The sequence below is a fragment of the Sphingomonas sp. PP-CE-3A-406 genome (genome assembly GCF_003688625.1).
Lineage (GTDB): Bacteria > Pseudomonadota > Alphaproteobacteria > Sphingomonadales > Sphingomonadaceae > Sphingomonas.
In genome coordinates this window covers 351,503-369,054 of record NZ_RCWY01000001.1, presented here as the reverse complement: position 1 = coordinate 369,054, position 17,552 = coordinate 351,503, and the positions used below count along the sequence as shown (strand labels likewise).

The 17,552-nt window shown below is 66.4% G+C and carries 14 protein-coding genes and 1 riboswitch; of the genes, 6 read left to right on the top strand and 8 right to left on the bottom strand.

Translation table 11 applies throughout. From position 1 onward, the window contains the following. Positions 1-24: 24 nt before the first annotated feature. Positions 25-1,221 carry a multidrug effflux MFS transporter gene (locus C8J44_RS01455; RefSeq protein WP_121903768.1) on the bottom strand — a complete coding sequence of 399 codons (1,197 nt, stop codon included), beginning with the start codon at positions 1,219-1,221 and terminating at the stop codon, positions 25-27. A 196-nt stretch (positions 1,222-1,417) separates the two neighbouring features. On the opposite strand from C8J44_RS01455, the gene C8J44_RS01450 reads away from it, so the two are divergent. Then, entirely contained in the window at positions 1,418-3,391 is a 1,974-nt protein-coding gene (locus C8J44_RS01450) for a bifunctional diguanylate cyclase/phosphodiesterase (protein ID WP_121903081.1), read from the top strand. A 13-nt stretch (positions 3,392-3,404) separates the two neighbouring features. Here C8J44_RS01450 and C8J44_RS01445 read toward each other — a convergent pair whose 3' ends face one another. Continuing rightward, entirely contained in the window at positions 3,405-4,331 is a 927-nt protein-coding gene (locus C8J44_RS01445; RefSeq protein WP_259466658.1) for a crotonase/enoyl-CoA hydratase family protein, read from the bottom strand. A 342-nt stretch (positions 4,332-4,673) separates the two neighbouring features. On the opposite strand from C8J44_RS01445, the gene C8J44_RS01440 reads away from it, so the two are divergent. Together C8J44_RS01440 and C8J44_RS01435 are read left to right on the top strand one after the other, a co-directional pair. Further along, on the top strand, positions 4,674-5,792 hold the full coding sequence (locus C8J44_RS01440; protein ID WP_121903767.1) for a Gfo/Idh/MocA family protein: 1,119 nt from the start codon (positions 4,674-4,676) through the stop codon (positions 5,790-5,792). Beyond that, positions 5,789-6,259, top strand: a complete 471-nt coding sequence (locus tag C8J44_RS01435) for a cupin domain-containing protein (protein WP_121903079.1) — start codon at positions 5,789-5,791, stop codon at positions 6,257-6,259. Before C8J44_RS01440 ends, C8J44_RS01435 begins: the two co-directional genes overlap by 4 nt. 2 nt (positions 6,260-6,261) lie before the next feature. Here the strand turns inward: C8J44_RS01435 and C8J44_RS01430 are convergent, their stop codons facing one another. Then, a complete protein-coding gene (locus C8J44_RS01430; protein ID WP_259466657.1) occupies positions 6,262-7,323 on the bottom strand; it encodes an SMP-30/gluconolactonase/LRE family protein in 1,062 nt (353 codons plus the stop codon). A 117-nt stretch (positions 7,324-7,440) separates the two neighbouring features. Next, entirely contained in the window at positions 7,441-8,868 is a 1,428-nt protein-coding gene (locus C8J44_RS01425) for a glycosyltransferase (RefSeq protein WP_259466656.1), read from the bottom strand. Between the two features lie 102 nt (positions 8,869-8,970). On the opposite strand from C8J44_RS01425, the gene C8J44_RS01420 reads away from it, so the two are divergent. Further along, positions 8,971-9,537: a cytochrome b gene (locus tag C8J44_RS01420; protein ID WP_121903077.1), complete on the top strand. Its 567-nt coding sequence runs from the start codon at positions 8,971-8,973 to the stop codon at positions 9,535-9,537. 4 nt (positions 9,538-9,541) lie between these two features. Here the strand turns inward: C8J44_RS01420 and C8J44_RS01415 are convergent, their stop codons facing one another. From C8J44_RS01415 to C8J44_RS01400, 4 genes are read right to left on the bottom strand one after another with little or no spacing between them, the layout of a single operon-like run. After that, positions 9,542-9,823 (bottom strand): DUF3325 domain-containing protein, encoded by a 282-nt coding sequence (locus C8J44_RS01415; protein WP_121903076.1) that lies wholly within the window; start codon positions 9,821-9,823, stop codon positions 9,542-9,544. Beyond that, positions 9,820-11,412 carry a PepSY domain-containing protein gene (locus C8J44_RS01410; RefSeq protein WP_121903075.1) on the bottom strand — a complete coding sequence of 531 codons (1,593 nt, stop codon included), beginning with the start codon at positions 11,410-11,412 and terminating at the stop codon, positions 9,820-9,822. The genes C8J44_RS01415 and C8J44_RS01410 overlap by 4 nt, the downstream gene beginning before the upstream one ends. Continuing rightward, on the bottom strand, positions 11,409-11,723 hold the full coding sequence (locus C8J44_RS01405) for a hypothetical protein (RefSeq protein ID WP_121903074.1): 315 nt from the start codon (positions 11,721-11,723) through the stop codon (positions 11,409-11,411). Before C8J44_RS01405 ends, C8J44_RS01410 begins: the two co-directional genes overlap by 4 nt. Then, entirely contained in the window at positions 11,720-14,011 is a 2,292-nt protein-coding gene (locus C8J44_RS01400) for a TonB-dependent siderophore receptor (protein ID WP_121903073.1), read from the bottom strand. Before C8J44_RS01400 ends, C8J44_RS01405 begins: the two co-directional genes overlap by 4 nt. 175 nt (positions 14,012-14,186) lie before the next feature. Here C8J44_RS01400 and C8J44_RS01395 point away from each other — a divergent pair, with 175 nt between their 5' ends. Continuing rightward, entirely contained in the window at positions 14,187-16,025 is a 1,839-nt protein-coding gene (locus C8J44_RS01395; RefSeq protein ID WP_121903072.1) for a sensor domain-containing diguanylate cyclase, read from the top strand. Between the two features lie 89 nt (positions 16,026-16,114). After that, a riboswitch (cobalamin riboswitch) is annotated at positions 16,115-16,350 on the top strand. 163 nt (positions 16,351-16,513) lie between these two features. Then, positions 16,514-17,551 carry a cobalamin biosynthesis protein CobW gene (cobW, locus tag C8J44_RS01390; RefSeq protein WP_121903765.1) on the top strand — a complete coding sequence of 346 codons (1,038 nt, stop codon included), beginning with the start codon at positions 16,514-16,516 and terminating at the stop codon, positions 17,549-17,551. Position 17,552 lies beyond the last annotated feature (1 nt).

The following is a 17,552-nucleotide window of genomic DNA, read 5'->3' as shown; positions in this document are numbered from 1 at the left end:
CGCCGGGCGGCAGCGTCTCGTTCCTTACGCGCTGTGATGCGCGTGGAACAGCTTGCCGCCCTCGACGACGTACACCACCGCGAGCACCGCGACGCCTATCGCCAGATAGCCGATCGCCAGCGGATAGGTCGTGCCGTCATAAGATTGTCCGATCAGCGATCCGACGATGACCGCGCCGACGCTGGTGATGAAGCCCTGGATCGAGGAGGCGGTGCCGGCGATCGCGCCGACCGGCTCCATCGCCATCGACCCGAAGTTCGCCCCGCACAGACCGATGCAGGTCATGCTCAACGCCTGGAACACCATGTAGCTCGGCAGGGTTTCGAGGCCCGATGCGATCAATGCGATATGGCAGACGGAGAGCACGATCAGACCGATTACCGCGCTCTGCGAAATCAGCCGCGTGCCCAGCCGCTCGACCAGGCGGCTGTTGGCGAACGACGCGCAGCCCATCGAGAACGCGCAGATCGCGAACAGGATGGTGAACCGCGCGCCGGCGTGAAACTGGTCGACGAAGATCTGTTGCGCGGACGAGACGAACGCGATGATGCCGCCGAACGTCATCGATGCCGCGACCGCGTATCCGGCGGAAAACCGGTTCGTCAGCGTCAGCGTGTAGCCGTTGCGCAGCGCCGCCAGCGACAGCGGCGTGCGGTTCGCGACCGGCAGCGATTCGCGCAACCGCGTGAACGACCATGCCAGGACCAGCGTGGCGAAACCGGCGAGCGCATAGAAGATGAAGCGCCACGGGCCGAACGCCAGCAGCATCTGGCCAAGGCTCGGCGCCATGATTGGCACAAGGAAGAAGATCATCTGCGCCACCGACAGCGTCCGCGCCATCTGTCGCCCGGCATAGCGATCACGGACGATCGCAACCGCCAGCACGCGGGTCGACGCCGACATCAGCCCCTGCAGCACGCGCGCGCCGAGCAGCGCCGCGAAGGTCTGGGATCCGGCCGCGAAGATGCTTGCCAGCACGAACCCGGCCAGCGTGACGAGCAGGATCGGGCGACGTCCATAGCGATCCGCCAGCGGGCCGTAGACGAGCTGCCCGGTCCCGAACCCCAGCATGTACGCTGTGATGATCCACTGCCGGTGGTTGGCCGTCGCGATGCTCAACTGATGCCCGATATCCGCCAGCGCGGGCAGCATCAGGTCCACGCCGAGCGCGTTCACGGCCATCAGCGCGGCAATAAAGGCAACGAACTCGCGTGGTTGCATCGACGGGTCAGCGGTCTTGACGTTCATGACCTGCGCGTACGGGGATCGCGCGCGGAATGCCACGACAGATCGAACGATGCCGGCAATACGGCCCCGTAACTCTTGCGCGCGGCATGCGAATAAAAAATATCTTTTTCAGTCGCTCAGCGCGTGTTTGTTCGTTTCTTTTACACCTTCTTCTCCCATGTAGGCCGTCATGATCGGTCTGATTACCCGCCTCAGGCAGTTGCGCCATTCCGATCAGACGATCGCGGCCTACGTGCAGGAGACCCTGGTCGAGTCGCTCTACGCATCGCCGCAATCGCTGGTGATCGGCGCGGTGACCAGCAGTGCGATCACGATGATCGTCGCGCTGGTCAGCGGCAACGCCTGGATGACGGGGTGCGCGATAGCGATCGCCGCGGTTGCCGGCTCGCGGATCGTCGATGCGCTGCGCCTGAGCCGACGCAGTGCGAAGCGCCAGCCATCCAAGAAGGCCGCGCTGGGCCCGTGGGGCCGACGCCAGGAGAGGCTCTATCGATCCGGCGCGATCGGCTATTCGTCGCTGCTCGGCACGTTCGGACTGCTCACGCTGGTCAACACCAACGACGGCGTGCTGCAGTTGCTCGCGGTGACGACGACGATCGGCTACGCGGCGGGGATCGCGGGACGCAATGCCGGGCGGCCGTGGATCGCGCTGTCGCAGCTCAGCTTCGCGTCGGTGCCGCTCGCGATCGGTCTGCTCGTATCGCTCGAGCCGCTCAAGATCGTCCTGGCCATCGTGATCCTGCTGTTCGTCGTCGCGATGATGGATATCACGCTGCAAACCTACGGCGTCATCCTGAAGGCGACCGTCGCGTCGCGCGAGAAGGCGGCGCTCGCCGAACATCATGCCGCGATCGCGCGCCGCGACGACCTGACCGGGGTCGCCAATCGCACCGCGTTCCGCGAGCAGTTCGAAGCGCGGTTGCAGCGGTTGTCGGTCGAGGAGCATCAACTCGCGATCAACTGGCTCGATCTCGATCGCTTCAAGGAGATCAACGATTCGTTCGGCCATCTGGCGGGCAATGCGCTGCTCGCGGAGATCGCGCGGCGGCTCGATCAGGCGTTCGGCGAGGACGGCGTCGTCGCGCGACTGGGCGGCGACGAATTCGCCGTCGTGTGCACGGTGAAGACCGAAGCGGACGCGATGACGATCGGCCAGACCATCCTGGCGCTCGTCGAGAAGCCGGTTCTCCACGAAGGCCGCCTGCTCCAGGTGAACGCATCGATCGGTATCGCGATCGCGCCCGCGGACGGGAGCGATGCCGACACCCTGCTGAAGAACGCCGACCTGGCACTGTATCGCGCCAAGGACAGCGGTCGTGGACAGATGTGCTTCTACGAACCGCTGATGGACGAGAAGATCTCGCGCACGCGGGACCTCGCCGCCGAGATGCAGGGCGCGCTGGAACGCGGCGAGTTTCATCTGGTGTTCCAGCCGATCTTCGATCTCGCCGGCGAACACGTGCTGTCCTGCGAGGCCTTGCTGCGCTGGACCAACCGGCAGCATGGTGCGATCTCGCCGGCGGAATTCATCCCGATCGCCGAGGATACCGGGCTGATCGTGTCGATCGGCGGCTGGGTGATCCGCGAGGCGTGCCGGATCGCCAGCGCGTGGCCGCAAGCGGTGAAGATCGCGGTCAACCTGTCGCCGATCCAGCTTCGGTCGGCCGATCTCACTACCGTGATCATGAATGCGCTCGCGTCCACCGGCTTCGCAGCGGAGCGGCTCGAGCTCGAAGTGACCGAGTCGGTGCTGCTCGAGGATATCGAAGCGTCGCTGGCCGCGCTCGATGCGATCAACCGCCTGCACGTGCGGACCACGCTCGACGATTTCGGTACCGGCTATTCGTCGCTCAGCTATCTCACGAAATTCCCGTTCCAGACGCTCAAGATCGATCGTTCGTTCATCACCGATCTCGAACAAAGCCCGGCCTCGGTAGCGATCGTCCAGACCGTGATCGATCTTGCCGCGAAACTGGGCATGCGGACGGTTGCCGAGGGCGTCGAGACGCAGGCGCAACTCAACCAGCTCCGCCGGACGCGGTGCGATGCGGTGCAGGGATATCTGCTGGCCCGGCCGATGCCGGCAAGCATGGTCGCGACCATGCTTGCCGGCAATGCCCAGAAAGCGCAGGCGCGCTCCTGAGATCCCCGAGGTCCTAGATCGCCGCCTTGGTCAGCAACCGGGTCTGCGCGCCGACCAGACGCCGCATCAGTTTGAGATCGAACTCGCTCAGCCGCAGCGCCGCGTCGGCCCAGAGATCGACGACCGCCTCGAGCTCGGAGAGCGCCAGCGGATTGACCGAGCGCGAGGCCTCGTAGATCGCGCAATGGCCGCTGTGGCGACGGCGGTTCTGGCGGATATAGTGCTCGACCTCGGCGCGCCCCTTGCCCGGATCGGCCAGCGCATGGACGATGCCGAGATCGTACAGTTCCTCGGCGCTGTAGGTCCGCCCGCTCAGGATCATCTGCTCGGCCCGCGCGGACCCCAGCCGCCGCGACAGGAAGCAATGCGCGCCCATACCGGGGAACAGCCCGAAATTGGTTTCCGGCAGCCCGAAGTTCGTGCCCCGCTCGGCGATGACGACGTTGAACGACAGCAACGCCTCGAAACCGCCACCGAGCGCGTCGCCTTCTACCAGCCCGATCGTGATGATCGAATGGTCGAGGCTGAGCATGTTGCGGTGCAGGATTCGGACGCAGGCGCGGCCATAGCGGACCAGTGCCTGCCGATCGCCACGACGAATATGCTCCGCGAAGAGATCGAGATCGCCGCCGAGCGAGAATACGCCGGGAAAGCGCGAGCCGAGCACGAGATAGCGGATCGGCATCATCTCCGATGAGCATGCCTCGGCGATATCGTTCTGCCACTGGCCGAACTCGGCCAGCAGCCCCGGATTGAAGCTCGGACGGACCTTTTGCCGCATGTACGTCCACAAGGTATCGAGTTCGGGATCGAACGCGACCTCCAGATCCGCGAAGGCGAACGGTTGCCGGGTCAAGAGCGACGCCGGCAGCTCGATCGGCCTGTGATGATGGCCTTGGCTCCGGCTTGAGGACATGACGGGTGAGTATTCGACAGTCATCGCGACTTCCTTCTTTACGCGCAGCGGCCTGCTGCCCGAGAAGATTAGGCGGAGTTCGCGTCAGATGCGGGGTGCGTAATGCACGAGTCGGCACGGTACGTCTCGCCGCGCCATAGCCGGCGGAGGCGCCGGCTTCGCACCGTATCCCACCTGCGCACGCTAGGTGCTTGTTTCGCGATGGGAATCGACCGTCGGCGAAATTTTGATCAGATATCGATGTGGTCCGTTCGTCGGCGGGAAATACCGGCTGGCTGCCCGCTGGTGAAACCATTCCTGTTCGGACCGACCTTGCGCCGGGTCGTTTTCGGCTCCAGACCGGTCCGCAGGACGGGGATGATCGACATGGATATTGCACGACGCGACCTGATGATTTCGGCGGCGGCGCTGACGCTCACCTCTCGCGCGTTCGGCGCGGGACCGGGCGATCGGCCGCTCGGCTATGCGATCGTCGGACTGGGCTCCTACGGTCTCGACGTCATCATCCCGCAATTCGCGAACTGCGCGCACAGTCGGCTCGCCGCGGTGGTCAGCGGCGATCCCGCCAAGGCCAAACGAGTCGCCGCCGATCACGGACTGCCGGCGCGGTCGATCTATTCCTACGACACCTTCGATACGATCCGGAATAATCCGGACGTCGACATCGTCTATGTCTGCCTGCCAAATTCCCTGCACGCGGAATACACGATCCGGGCGGCGAAGGCGGGCAAGCACGTCATGTGCGAGAAGCCGATGGCGATATCGGTCGCCGAGTGCGAGGCGATGATCGCGGCGTGCAAGACCGCGAACCGCAAGCTGATGATCGGCTATCGTTGCCATTTCGAGCCGACCAATCTCGAAGCGATGCGGCTGGCGCGCGCGGGTGCGGCGGGCAAGATCCGCTACGTGCGCTCGGAACACGGTTTCGTCCAGCGTGATCCGTCGAAATGGCGGCTGAAGCGCGCCTTGTCGGGCGGCGGCTCGTTGATGGACATGGGCATCTACAGCCTGCAGGCGGCGCGCTACATGACCGGCGAGGAACCGATCGCGGTGACCGCGCGCGAATCGACCGATCGCCGCGACCCGCGCTTTACCGAGGTCGAGGACATCATCGACTGGACGCTGGAGTTCCCGTCGGGGGCGATGGCCGGTTGCCAGTCGATGTACAGCGCCAACCAGAACCATATCCTGCTGATGGGCGACGCCGGCCGCATCGAACTCGAACCCGCGACCCGCTACGAGGGCAACCATATGTGGCAGGGCAAGGATGGCCGCGAACGCGAGGTCATGCCACCGCCCGGCCCCGGCAAGACGCAGTTCGCGGGGCAACTCGACCATCTCGTCCAGAGCATCCGCACCGGGCGCGAACCGATCGTCTCGGGCGAGGAAGGCTTGCGCGACATGCGGATCGTCGAGGCGATCTATCGGTCGGCCCGTGAAGGCCGGACGATCCGGCTCGACGGCGCGCGGAAAGGTCGCGCATGAAGCTGCCGTTCGTAGTCGCCGCGCTGATCGCGGCCTCGTCGGCGGGGGCGCAGACGGTCGATCCGACGAGTTTCGCATCGGACGCCGACGTGAAGGCGAAGGTCGCGGCGATGGGCGCTGCGATGAAGCCGGGACAGGGATTTGCCTGGCAACCGCTGGTCCGCGACGGTGAGACCAACGCCGCGCTCGAATATTGGAAAAAGCCGGGCCGCCCTGCCGTGCACCCCGATCAGGCGGAATACGCGATCGTCGTGGCCGGCGCCGGTACGCTGATCTCGGGGGGGACGCTCGCCGACGCCGTGGTCGTCAAACCCGATCTGACCGAAGGTGCGCGGATCGTCGGCGGCAAGACGCGTACGCTGGGGCCCGGCGACGTCATGCTCATTCCAGCCGGCGTGCCGCACTGGTTCGGGATCACCGGCGACCGACTGGTGCTGCTCGGGATGAAGCTGCCGCAGCGGCGCTGACCTCAGGCCGGCCGGCCGCGATCCTGCCAGCCTGCGCGCAACGGCACGCGGAGCACGCGGTCGTTCGCGGTCAGGAACAGCGCACGGCCGCGCTCGCCGAACGCGCAGTTCGCGATCGGCCCGCCGTTGGATATCAGCCCGAGCGGCTCTGCGTCGGGCGACAGGAACATCATCCCGCCCGGCACCGAACAGACCAAGGTGCCGTCATGCGCGACCTTCATGCCGTCGGGCAGCCCCGGTGCGCCGCCGACGCGCATCGGCTTGGCATCGAGCAATACGCGCGACCGCCGCGGCAGCCCCGTCTTGTCGAGATCGTAGACCATGATCCGCGGCGCAACATCGTCCGAGACCGAAACATAGAGCCGCGTCTCGTCGGCTGACAGCGCGACGCCGTTCGGCCGCGTCAACGTGCCGTCGATCAGGTCGACCGCCCCGCCCGGCGTCCAGCGATAGACGCCGTTGACGGGCATCTCCTTCAGCGGGGACGCATCGCCGTCCGTCAGCCCGTAGGGTGGATCGGTGAAATAGATCGTGCCGTCGCACGCGACGTGCAGGTCGTTCGGGCTGTTGAACCGCTTGCCCCTGTACCGGTCGACCAACACCTCGCGCCGCCGCGTGACGAGATCGAACCGGTCGATCGACCGCCCGCCGCTGTTCGCGATCAGCAGTCTTCCCTGATGGTCGAGCGCCAGTCCGTTGGCCCCTGGTTCGCGCACCAGTTTCGGATCGGTCCCGGCCGTCCCGGACGGCGACAGGAACGGTGTCACGACGCAGCCTGTCTGCCATCGACGAATGATGTTCGCCGGTGGATCGGTGAACAGGAGATACCGGCCGTCATCGACCCATAGCGGGCCTTCCGCCCAGCGTATCCCGCTCGCGACGACCGAGATACGAGCGTCCGGCACAACCATCCGGTCGAACGCTGGCGACAGGCGCTGAATGTGCGCAACGTCGGCGGCTCCGGCCCGCCGCGGCAGCGCGGCGAGCGCGAGCGCGCCGAGCATCACGGTCCGCCGGTTCGGCGTCAGCGACGCCTCGGTCACGCCGATATCCTTGTGATCCAACGAACGCTCCCCAACCCTACCGACGCTTCATGACAGCCGGGACGTCTGCAGGACAATAGCGGTGAACAAAATCCCCCGTATCCTGGTGGGCGAAGATGGAATCATTCGATCGAAAGTCTACGACGCCCGATGTTCGAGCGCGGTGCGCGTCTGTCGTCCCCAGCTTTGTCCGCCACGTAGGAACGCCACCCAGCCATAGATCGCACCGACATGACGGAGCAGCTGGAAGGTGAACGGCTCGGCGATCGCGGCGATGATCGCCGGGCCAAGCCCGAGTCCTTCGCGCTGACCGGTCCAGCGCTTGTAGATGCCGAGCGACCAGAGGTGGAAGCTGAGGTCGATCACGATCTTGACGATCATCACGATTAGGATCGGCAGGGCGAGCGTGAACCGTCCGGTGATCACCAGTCCGATCAGGATCGCGAACGCGGCCAGCCCGTAGATCGGTTGCACCGTGTCGAGCGCCTTGACCGGCAACATCCGCGTGCCGAGCCGGCCATAGGCGCGGTTGCCGACCATGTCGCGGTTCCAGTGCTGCGTCTGGAGGAACCCGCCGAACCAGCGCTGGCGCTGTTTCAGGAACGCTGGGATGCTCGCCGGGGCATCGGTGCGCGCCAGTGCGCCGCCGACCACGCGCACCCGCCAGTCGAGCCCGGTGTCGTGGGCATGGCGATGGAGCCGGTGGATCAGTTCGTAATCTTCGACCATGCAGTCGGGATCGAAGCCGCCGACCGCGATCACCGCATCGCGCCGGAACGCCGCGAACGCGCCCGAGATCAGCAACAGGCCGTTCAGCCGCATCCACGCGTCGCGCGACAGGAAATTGCGGACATATTCGTACGACTGGAACCACTCGAACAGCCGCCCGCTGAGGCTTGGTCCGCAGATCGGCGCGAGCACGCCGGTCGCCGCCACCAGCTCGGGTTCCGCAGCGAAGGCGGCGCGCATCGCCGCGATCGCGCCCGGTTCGAGCAGCGTATCGGCATCGACGGTCAGGACGATCGCGGTGTCGATCCGCAGCAGCGCATCGTTGAGCGCGCGGGCCTTGCCGCCATGCGGCAGACGTAGCCATGCGAGTCGCGTGCCGCCGAGATCGACCGTCGCGACGTCGCCCAGCGCCGGCAGCGCCAGCGCGTAGAGCTCCCGCATCACCGCGGGGGTGGCATCGGTCGATCCGTCGTCGGCGATCATGATCGTCTCGGGCGGATGCGCCTGCGCCAGCAGCCGGTCGATCGTCAGGCGAATGACGCTCGCCTCGTTGTGCGCCGCAACGATCACGCCGAAACCCGGCGCTGGCCGACCGTTCGGCTCGGGTGGCGGCGCATGAGCGAGATCGCGGATCTGCCACGCGGTGAACACCAGCAGCGCGGTATCGTAGAGGATATAGGCGATGCCGACCGACCACACCGCAAGCCCCTGGCGCAGGAACGCCTGGAGCACGAGCGCCAGGAAGACGAGCGGCACCGCAAAGCCGATCAGGCGGCTGACGATCGGGATCGGTCGCGGCGACAGGCGCGGCGATTGCGCGGTGAATATGGTGGTCATCGATAACATCGCGGCGCGCGTACCGCGTCAGGGATGAATGGGCTATTGCGGAAATCGCCCGCGCAGACGAAGGGCCGGCAACAACGAGCGAGGCTGAGGCGGATGGTCAGGAAATACACCGGGGTCGCGATCGCGCTTCATTGGCTGGTCGCCCTCGGAATCGTCGTCAATGTCGGGCTTGCCTGGGTCTGGCCGTATCTCACCGACGATCATGTCCGCCCCGTGATCGACCTGCACAAGTCGATCGGCATCACCGTGCTGGGGCTGGCGATCATGCGGCTGCTGTGGCGGGCGACGCACCGTCCGCCGGCGCTGCCGACCCGCTACCAGCGCTGGGAGGTGACGGTATCGCACGTCACGCACTGGCTGCTCTACGCGATCATCTTCGCGATGCCGTTATCGGGCTGGATCATGGATTCGGCCTGGAAGGATGCCGCGACTCATCCGATGTATCTCTACGGCCTGGTCCAGTGGCCGCGGATCGCGTTCGGGTCGATCGATCCTGCAACGCGCGAGACGCTGCATGCGGTGTTCGGCGCCGCGCATGCGTGGCTGGCCTATGTCCTCTACGCGCTGGTCGGCCTGCACATCGCGGGTGCGTTCAAGCATGAATGGATCGACGGCCACCGCGAACTGCGCCGGATCGTTCCCGGCGCCGGACGCGACTGAAGGCTCAGGCTCGGCTCCGTGGATCCGGGACGAGGTTGAGGGCTAGAAAGGCGATCCCGGCACCCGCCATGATCGCCGCAACCCACAGGATCGGCCCGAAAACCCATCCTCGCGCCAGTATCGCCGGCACGAACGCAGCGCCTAGGCCAGTCCATCCGACCGATCGCAGCGCGCTGCGCCGTCCTGCTGTCAGAGTGGCCCCGAAACGACGGCGATGATGCGCATCAGTCGACAGGCCGAGCGACAGGAACGCGGCGATCGACAGGATCAACGGCAGGACGGTCATTCGGCAGGCTCCAGCACGCGCGCCTCGGCGCTACGGGGTTTGCGGACCCGCTTTACACTCGGGCGATGGCGCGCGACGCGGTGCGCGACTGCGAGGAACGAGATCCCGAATACGCCCATCGTCGCGTCGATCCCTGCGATGACGAGGTCGCCGCGTGCCAGCATGGCGACGATGCCGCGATCGGTCGTGACGATGTCGTAGAACGGGAGCACCACCAGCAACACGCCCGTCCCGGCGAACAGCAGCGACCAGACAAAGCGGGGTTTCGCGACGAACGCCAGGACCGCAGACATCGCCCAGACGATGAAGAGCGTATTCACCTCCCACTCGGCGCGGCCACCGAGAGCGACCGGCAGCACGCGGTTGGCCCAGAAGAACGCCGCGACGCCAAGCGGAAAGCCGCCGATCACCGCGACGTTGAGACGCTCGACCGACCGGAAGCCGAAATGCGGCCGCGTCGGATCGGGCAATCGCTCGCGCCGCTTCACGGTCCACAGCACCAGACCGCTCGCCACCATCAGCGTGCCTGCGACCCCGCACAGGAAATACAGCCAGCGCCCACCATAGCCGGCGAACCGTCCGGCATGCAGCCCGATCATCACGCCAGCGGTCTCGGCCGCCGCACCGGGCATCGGCGAACGCCAGACCAGCCGACCCGACACGCCGTCATAGGCGAGGCGTGGCGTCCGCGACGACAGCATTGAGCCGAAACTCTGGCTCACCGTCACGCGCGCCGCGGCATCGCCCGGCTCGCTGACCTCGATAAAACTGGCAGGCGCACCGAGGCGGCGTTCGGCATCGGCGGCAACCCATCGCAGGTCGATCAGCGGCGCAGGCCGCCCGGTCCGCTCGACCGCCGCCGCGCTGGGAAACAACGCCGCCGCGACCACGCGTTCGTCGGTATAGTTGGCGACGACCGCCCAGGGCATCAGCAGCGCCATCAGCGTGACGAGCCCGGTATAGGTGATCAGCAGGTGGAACGGCAGCGCCAGCACCGCGGTCGCGTTATGCCCGTCGAGCCATGATCGCTGGCCCTTGGCGCGGCGCAGCGTGAAGAAGTCCTTGAAGATCTTCTTGTGCGTGACGATCCCGCTCAGGATCGCGACGAGCATCATCATCGTCGCGAATCCGACGATCCACCGCGCCCAGATCACCGGCATGTAGTGAAGGTCGAAATGGAAGCGGTAGAAGAACTCGCCGCCGTGCGTGTCGCGGGCGTGCGCGGCCTGCCCATCGGCACCGATCAGCGCCTGGGTATCGCGCCGGCCGCGACCACGGCGCCGTCCCGCTGGCTCGCCGGGCTTGGGCTGCGGCACCCAGAAAAGTTGCGCGCCGGGCATCCGGTCGGTCACGATCGGGATGAACCAGCTTTTCGCATCGGGCGCGGTCTTCGCGAGGAACGCCTGCGAGCCCGCCAGCACGCGCATCGGCTGTTCGATCCGCGCGAGTTCGGGGCGTGTCCATCGGTTCAGCCCCTCGCGCCAGAACGCCAGCGAGCCCGCGACGAAGACGAGGAACAGGATCCACCCGAGCAGCATCCCCGACCAAGTATGCAGGAAAGCCTGCGACTGGCGAAAGCCCTTGCTCACAGCCGGCCCGTCGCATCGATCGAGACCCACGCGATCGCCGCCGCGATCCCGGCAGCGACCCCCAATGTCCATAGCGCGCGCCAGCCGCTTCGTGCCGCAAAGGCCCACATCGCCGCCATGGCGCACAGCGCGAGCGCGATCAGCGTCGCGGTGACGGTCGCCTCGGTCCGCTCGCCCGGCAGGATGCGCGCGAGCGCCATCGCCCACAGGCTCGCCGTCGCATAGCCGAGCGGTACGGCGGCGACGACCCGCAGGCCGATATCGCCGCGTCGGGCCCAGCGGGCGCGGGCGTGGAGGTCGCCTGCGGTCACTGGAAGGTGTACCGCAGCGTCGCGAACGCGGTGCGCGGACTACCGTAATAATTGCCACGCCCGGTCGAGCTGATCCGCGCATAGTAATCCCGATCGAGCACGTTGTTGACGTTCACCGAAACGCCGAGCCGCGGGGTCAGCGCATAGCCCGCGCGCAGGTCGAGCACTGCATAGCTACCCTGACGGACGATGCTCGACCGGGTGCGGACGGTGCCGTCGGTATTGAACACCGCCCCCGTGCCGCCGAACGTGCTGCCGAACCAGGTGAGACCACCGCCAAGGCTCAGGCCGGCAAGCGGCCCGGCGACCGGCGCATAGTTGGTGAACATCTTCGCCATGTGCTTCGGGACGATCGGCACCAGGCTGATCCCCTCGAACAGCGGGTTGGCGTCCTCGAGATACTTGGTCCGCGTGTAGCTGTAGCCACCATTGATCCGCCAGCCCGGCACGATCTCGCCGCTGACCTCGGTCTCGATCCCCCGCGCGCGCACCTTGCCGATCTGGAGCACGCTCGTCGGCAGGTCGGGATCGTTGTACAGCCGGTTCGACTGCGTGATCTGATACGCCGCCGCCGACAGCAACAGCCGGTCGTGCATCAGCGACAGCTTGGTCCCCGCCTCGAACTGCTTGCCGGTCAACGGTTCGATCTGCCGTCCATCGGGCCGCGACCGACCGACCGGCGCCGCCTGCGGCGTGAAGCTGTCCGCGTAGCTCCCATAGATGTTGAGCGCGGGCGTCAGGTCCCAGACGATACCGGCATAGGGCGTGAACCGATTGTCGAAACCGTAGCGCGAGGCCGCGGGCAGCGCACCATTGGGCGTAAGGAGAGTCGTCACGGTGGTATCCCACCAGGTCAGACGCCCGCCCCCGACCAGCGTCAGCCCCGCGACCGGGCTCAGCCGCATCTGCCCGTACAGACCATATTGTTCGACGTCGGTTGCCGAGCCGCCATAGACCTGAAGCACGCAATTGGCGGGCGCGGGCGTGATCGCGGTACCGCTCGTGGGACAGGTCGCCCCAGTACCCTGAACAGGATAATAAGGTAGCGGACCGTAGGGATCGAGCGGCGGTTCGAGCGGGGATACCGGGTTATAGACGTCGATCCGCGCATAGTTCGATAGCCGGGTCGCGAACGACGTTCCCGAACTCGCCTGATAATCGCCACCGAGGATCAGCGTCTGGTCGCGCCCGAACAGCGGGAAGCTGCCGATCCCGTTGAAATCGAACGACCGCGTCCGCTGCTTGCTGTCGCCGCGATAGGCGATGTGGTTGGTGCTACCGTTGGTCGCGGTGACCGGCTGGTTGCCGATATAGCTGTAGATGTCGACGCGATCGACATCGGTGAACAGTCCGGTCGCGCGCAAGGTCCAGCGGTCGCTGACCTTGTGCGTGAGTTCGGCGAACCCCGTCCAGCTCTTGCTCTCGAACCGGTTCCAGTCCGCGCCGAGATAGGTCGACCGGTCGATGTCGAGCAAGGCTCCGTCGCTGCCGTCGGCGCCGCCCGCGATACCGGGCAGGCCCGACTGGACCGCCGGGCGGAACCGATCGTAGTTGCCGCCGACCGTCAGCGTCGTACGCTCGCCGATCTCGATCGATCCGACCGCGAATGCGCCAAGCCGGTTGCGGTGCGCAGTGTCGAAGAACTGGTCCTGATCCTGCAGCATCGCGCCGACGCGAATGCCGGCCTTCGAACCGACCGGCGTCGAGACGTCGAGTTCGAACCGGGCGTTGTCGTAACTGCCATACCCCGCGCTCGCCTGCATCCGCAGCGCATCGAGCGGACGCTTGCGCACCAAATTGATGCTGCCGGCCGGATTGCCCGATCCGCTGAACAGTCCGGCGGGGCCGCGCAACACCTCGAGCCGGTCGTAAAAGAACAGGTCGGGGACGACCGCGGGAAAGTTCAGCGAAAACGTCGGCACGCCGTCGATCAGGTAGTTGTTGATGACGAAGCCGCGCGACAGGAACGACGGGTCCTCGCTGCCGACGCCGTTGACGGTGATCCCGTTGGTCGCGGTCAGCGCGTCTTCGAGCGTGAACAGGTTCTGCGCCTCGATCTGGTCGCGCTCGATGACCGTGACGGTATTGGGCGTATCCTTGAGCGGCGTGACGGTCTTGCCGACCTCCCGGCCATAGCTCTTGCCGACCACGAGGATCTCGTCCGACTTCTGCTCCCCCTCACCCCTGCGGTCGTCGGCGACGTCCGATCGCACCGGTGTCGCGATCGTCGCATGTGCAGGCTCTCCAACCAGCGTCGCGCCAGCCAGCAAAATGCTCATCAAACTCATACTGAACCCCTTTGTTACGGGGGCGACTAGCGGAGACGCTTTTGCGAGTCACTATCAATCTAACATAAATGTCATGTTTCTTGAGCGCGTTTTGGGGCGGAATTCAACTCGTAATGGCAGGCGATCGTCGCCGGCTATTAACGAACCGCTAGGTATGTCGTTGTAAATTCATCGCATGCGGTTGGTTGCGATAACGAACTGGGCTTACGGCGTCACCGTCGCGCTGACGCTTGCCTCCGGTACGACGATGCTGCTCGCGTCGTCGGCGCAGCAGCGCGAGCGCGCCGCGGTGGATCAGCGCTATGCGCTCGACCGCGCGACGGCGACGATCGAGGACGATGCGCTGGCGCTGAGCGAACTGGCCCGACAGTTCGCGATCAACGGCGACGTCGCGGACCTGCTCGCCTATCGACGCGCGCAGGCCGACCTCGCGCCGGTCGAGACGCGCACGCGCCATATCCGCGATGCCGGCGCGGCAAGCGACGAACTCCGCAGCCTGCACGACGCGCTGGGCTGGGTCGACGCGCTGCAGGCGCAACAGGCGCAAGCGATTGTGGCGCGGCGAAGGAACGATCGAAACACCGCCGTCCGGATCCTGTTCGCGCCCGAATACGAACGCGAACTCGACCGCTCGCGCGCCGCCGTCGAACGCTTCCAATACCGCCTCGACCAGCGCACCGGCGACGACTTGCGCGCTGCCGAACGCACCGCGCGGATTTGGCGGTCAGCGTCGGAAGCGATGCTCGCGATCACTGGGCTACTCTTTCTCTTCGTCCTGTATTTCGTGTTTAGGCGCCGCGTGCTGCACCCGGTGGTCAAGCTGAGCGATGTGATCGGCCGGCTCGCCGCGCAGGATTACGACGCCGAGCCGCCGCTCTATGAGCGGATCGACGAAATCGGCGACATGGCGCAGGCGCTGCGCGTCTTCCGGGAAAACGGCATCGAACGACAGCGGCTCGAACACGAGCGCGATGCCGATCGGGCGGCGCGCGACCTGCTGTCGCGGATGACGCAGCGGATGCAGGGCTGCGACACCGTCGTCGAGCTTCAAGCCGTCGTCGGTCGTTTCGTGCCCGAACTCGCGCCGCAACTGGCCGGGCGGCTGTATCTGCTCGATCCGGTTCGCAACGCGCTGCTCGAAGCATGTTCGTGGCTGGACCCGGTGCATTCGTCCAACGAGTTTTCGCCCTTGTCCTGCTGGGGCGTGCGGCGGGGTGCCCCCCATCGTCCGGCGGGCGCGGTGTTCGACGTGCCGTGCGATCATCTGGTCGGCGAAGTGGTCCCGAACAGCCTGTGCCTGCCGCTGACCGGGCAGCACGGCCTGTTGGGCCTGCTCTACTTCGAACGCCGCGCGGGTTTCGCCGATGACGGCCTGAGCGACGTCTATCTTCAGATGCTCGCCGAGAATATCGGCCTGGCGCTGGACAATCTGCGTCTCCGCGAGGCGCTGCGGTCGCTCGCGATGGCCGACGCACTCACCACCCTGCCCAACCGCCGCCAACTCGACGAAGTCCTCGCGCGCGAGGTGAGCAAGGCCGAGCGCACCGGAACGTCGCTGTGCTGCGCGATGATCGACATCGATCATTTCAAGCGGTTCAACGACGAACATGGTCACGATGCCGGCGACGCGGTGCTGCGCGCGGTGGGCACGTTGCTGAAGGACATCGTCCGCGACGATCTGGTCTTCCGATTTGGCGGCGAGGAGTTTCTGATGCTGCTGCCCGACACGAGGCCGGACATCGCCGCGGTGCGGGCGGACGAGATCAGAGAGCGCATCGGCGCGCTCCGCGTGCGCTACGACGGCAAGGACCTGGGGCGGATCACGACATCGATCGGGCTGGCCTGTGCGCCGCTGCATACCGACTGGGCGTCGATCGTCCAGACCGCCGACGCCGCCTTGCTGCGCGCCAAGCAGGCAGGCCGCGACCGCGTTCTGTCCGCGATCGCGCGAAAGAACCGCGCCGATCTGATCTCCGCCATGCAGACGCGGATCGCGACATCCTCGACGCCGTGAAGCATCACGCGCCTCCCGCTTTGCCCGCGATCGCGAATTGGCAATCCGGCGGGCTTGCGCTAAGCGACGGGCGAGGACCGGCTGAGCCGGACCTCGTTGATCGCGTCGGTGCCTCGCGAGAGGCTTGAATGGGAATGCGGTGCGGGGTTCGTCCCCTACTCCGCGGCTGTCCCTGCAACTGTAAGCGGTGAGCGAGAATGCCACGCATCCTTCCGCAAGGGGGATGCAGCCACTGGACGCTGCGCCTGTCGCGCACGCTGGGAAGGCCGCGTATTCGAGCGACGACCCGTGAGCCAGGAGACCTGCCGGCGATGGGTCGCTCTTGCCTTGGTCCAGGGGATGGCCGCGGCACGGTTCTCCGTCTGAGCGACGAACCTATGCGGCTGGGGCTGCATCGGTGCGTGGCATGGGCATTCGCGCCCGTCCATCGTCGCGCGCCGGTGATCATGCAGTTCCCGCCCGTCGTCGCACGGCGCGAGGAGACTGATATGCCCGATCTATCGAAGATCCCCGTTACCATCGTCACCGGCTTTCTCGGTTCCGGCAAGACCACGCTGATCAGCCACCTGATCCGCAACGCCGGCGGGCGTCGCCTGGCGGTGATCGTCAACGAGTTCGGCACGCTCGGGGTCGATGGCGACATCCTCAAGGGCTGCGCGATCCCCGATTGTCCGGCGGAGAACGTCGTCGAACTCGCCAATGGCTGCATCTGCTGCACCGTCGCCGATGACTTCATCCCGACCGTCGAGACGCTGCTCGCGCTCGACCCGCGACCCGACCACATCCTGATCGAGACGTCGGGCCTCGCGCTGCCCAAGCCTTTGCTCAAGGCGTTCGACTGGCCCGCGATCCGGTCGCGGATCACCGTCGACGGGGTCATCGCGCTGGCGGATGCCGACGCCGTCGCCGCAGGCCGGTTCGCGCCTGATCTCGCCGCGATCGATGCGCAGCGCGCCGCCGATCCGAGCATCGATCACGAAACCCCGTTGTCCGAAGTGTTCGAGGACCAGCTCGCCTGTGCCGACCTGATCCTGCTCACCAAATGCGACCTCGCCGGCGCGGACGGCATCGCGGCGGCACGCGCGGTGATCGCCGCAGAGACGGTACGACCATTGCCGATCGTCGAACTGGTGGACGGCGTCGTCGATCCCCGCATCGTGCTCGGGCTCGGGGCAGCGGCCGAAGACGACATCGCCGCACGTCCCTCGCATCACGACGGCGAGGACGATCACGAGCACGACGATTTCGACAGCATCGTCGTCGAATGGGACACGGTCGAAGACCCCGCGGCGCTGACGACGCGGATCGAGACGCTGGGCGCGGGCGGCGAGATCCTTCGCGTGAAGGGCTATGCCGCGGTCGCCGGCAAACCGATGCGGTTGCTCGTGCAGGCAGTCGGCGCTCGCGTCCGCGCGCACTATGATCGACCCTGGCGTGCCGACGAGCCGCGCCGCACCCGACTGGTCGTCATCGCCGAGCGCGGCCGGCTCGATCCGGATGCGATCGGAGCAGCGCTGGGAGCCTGAT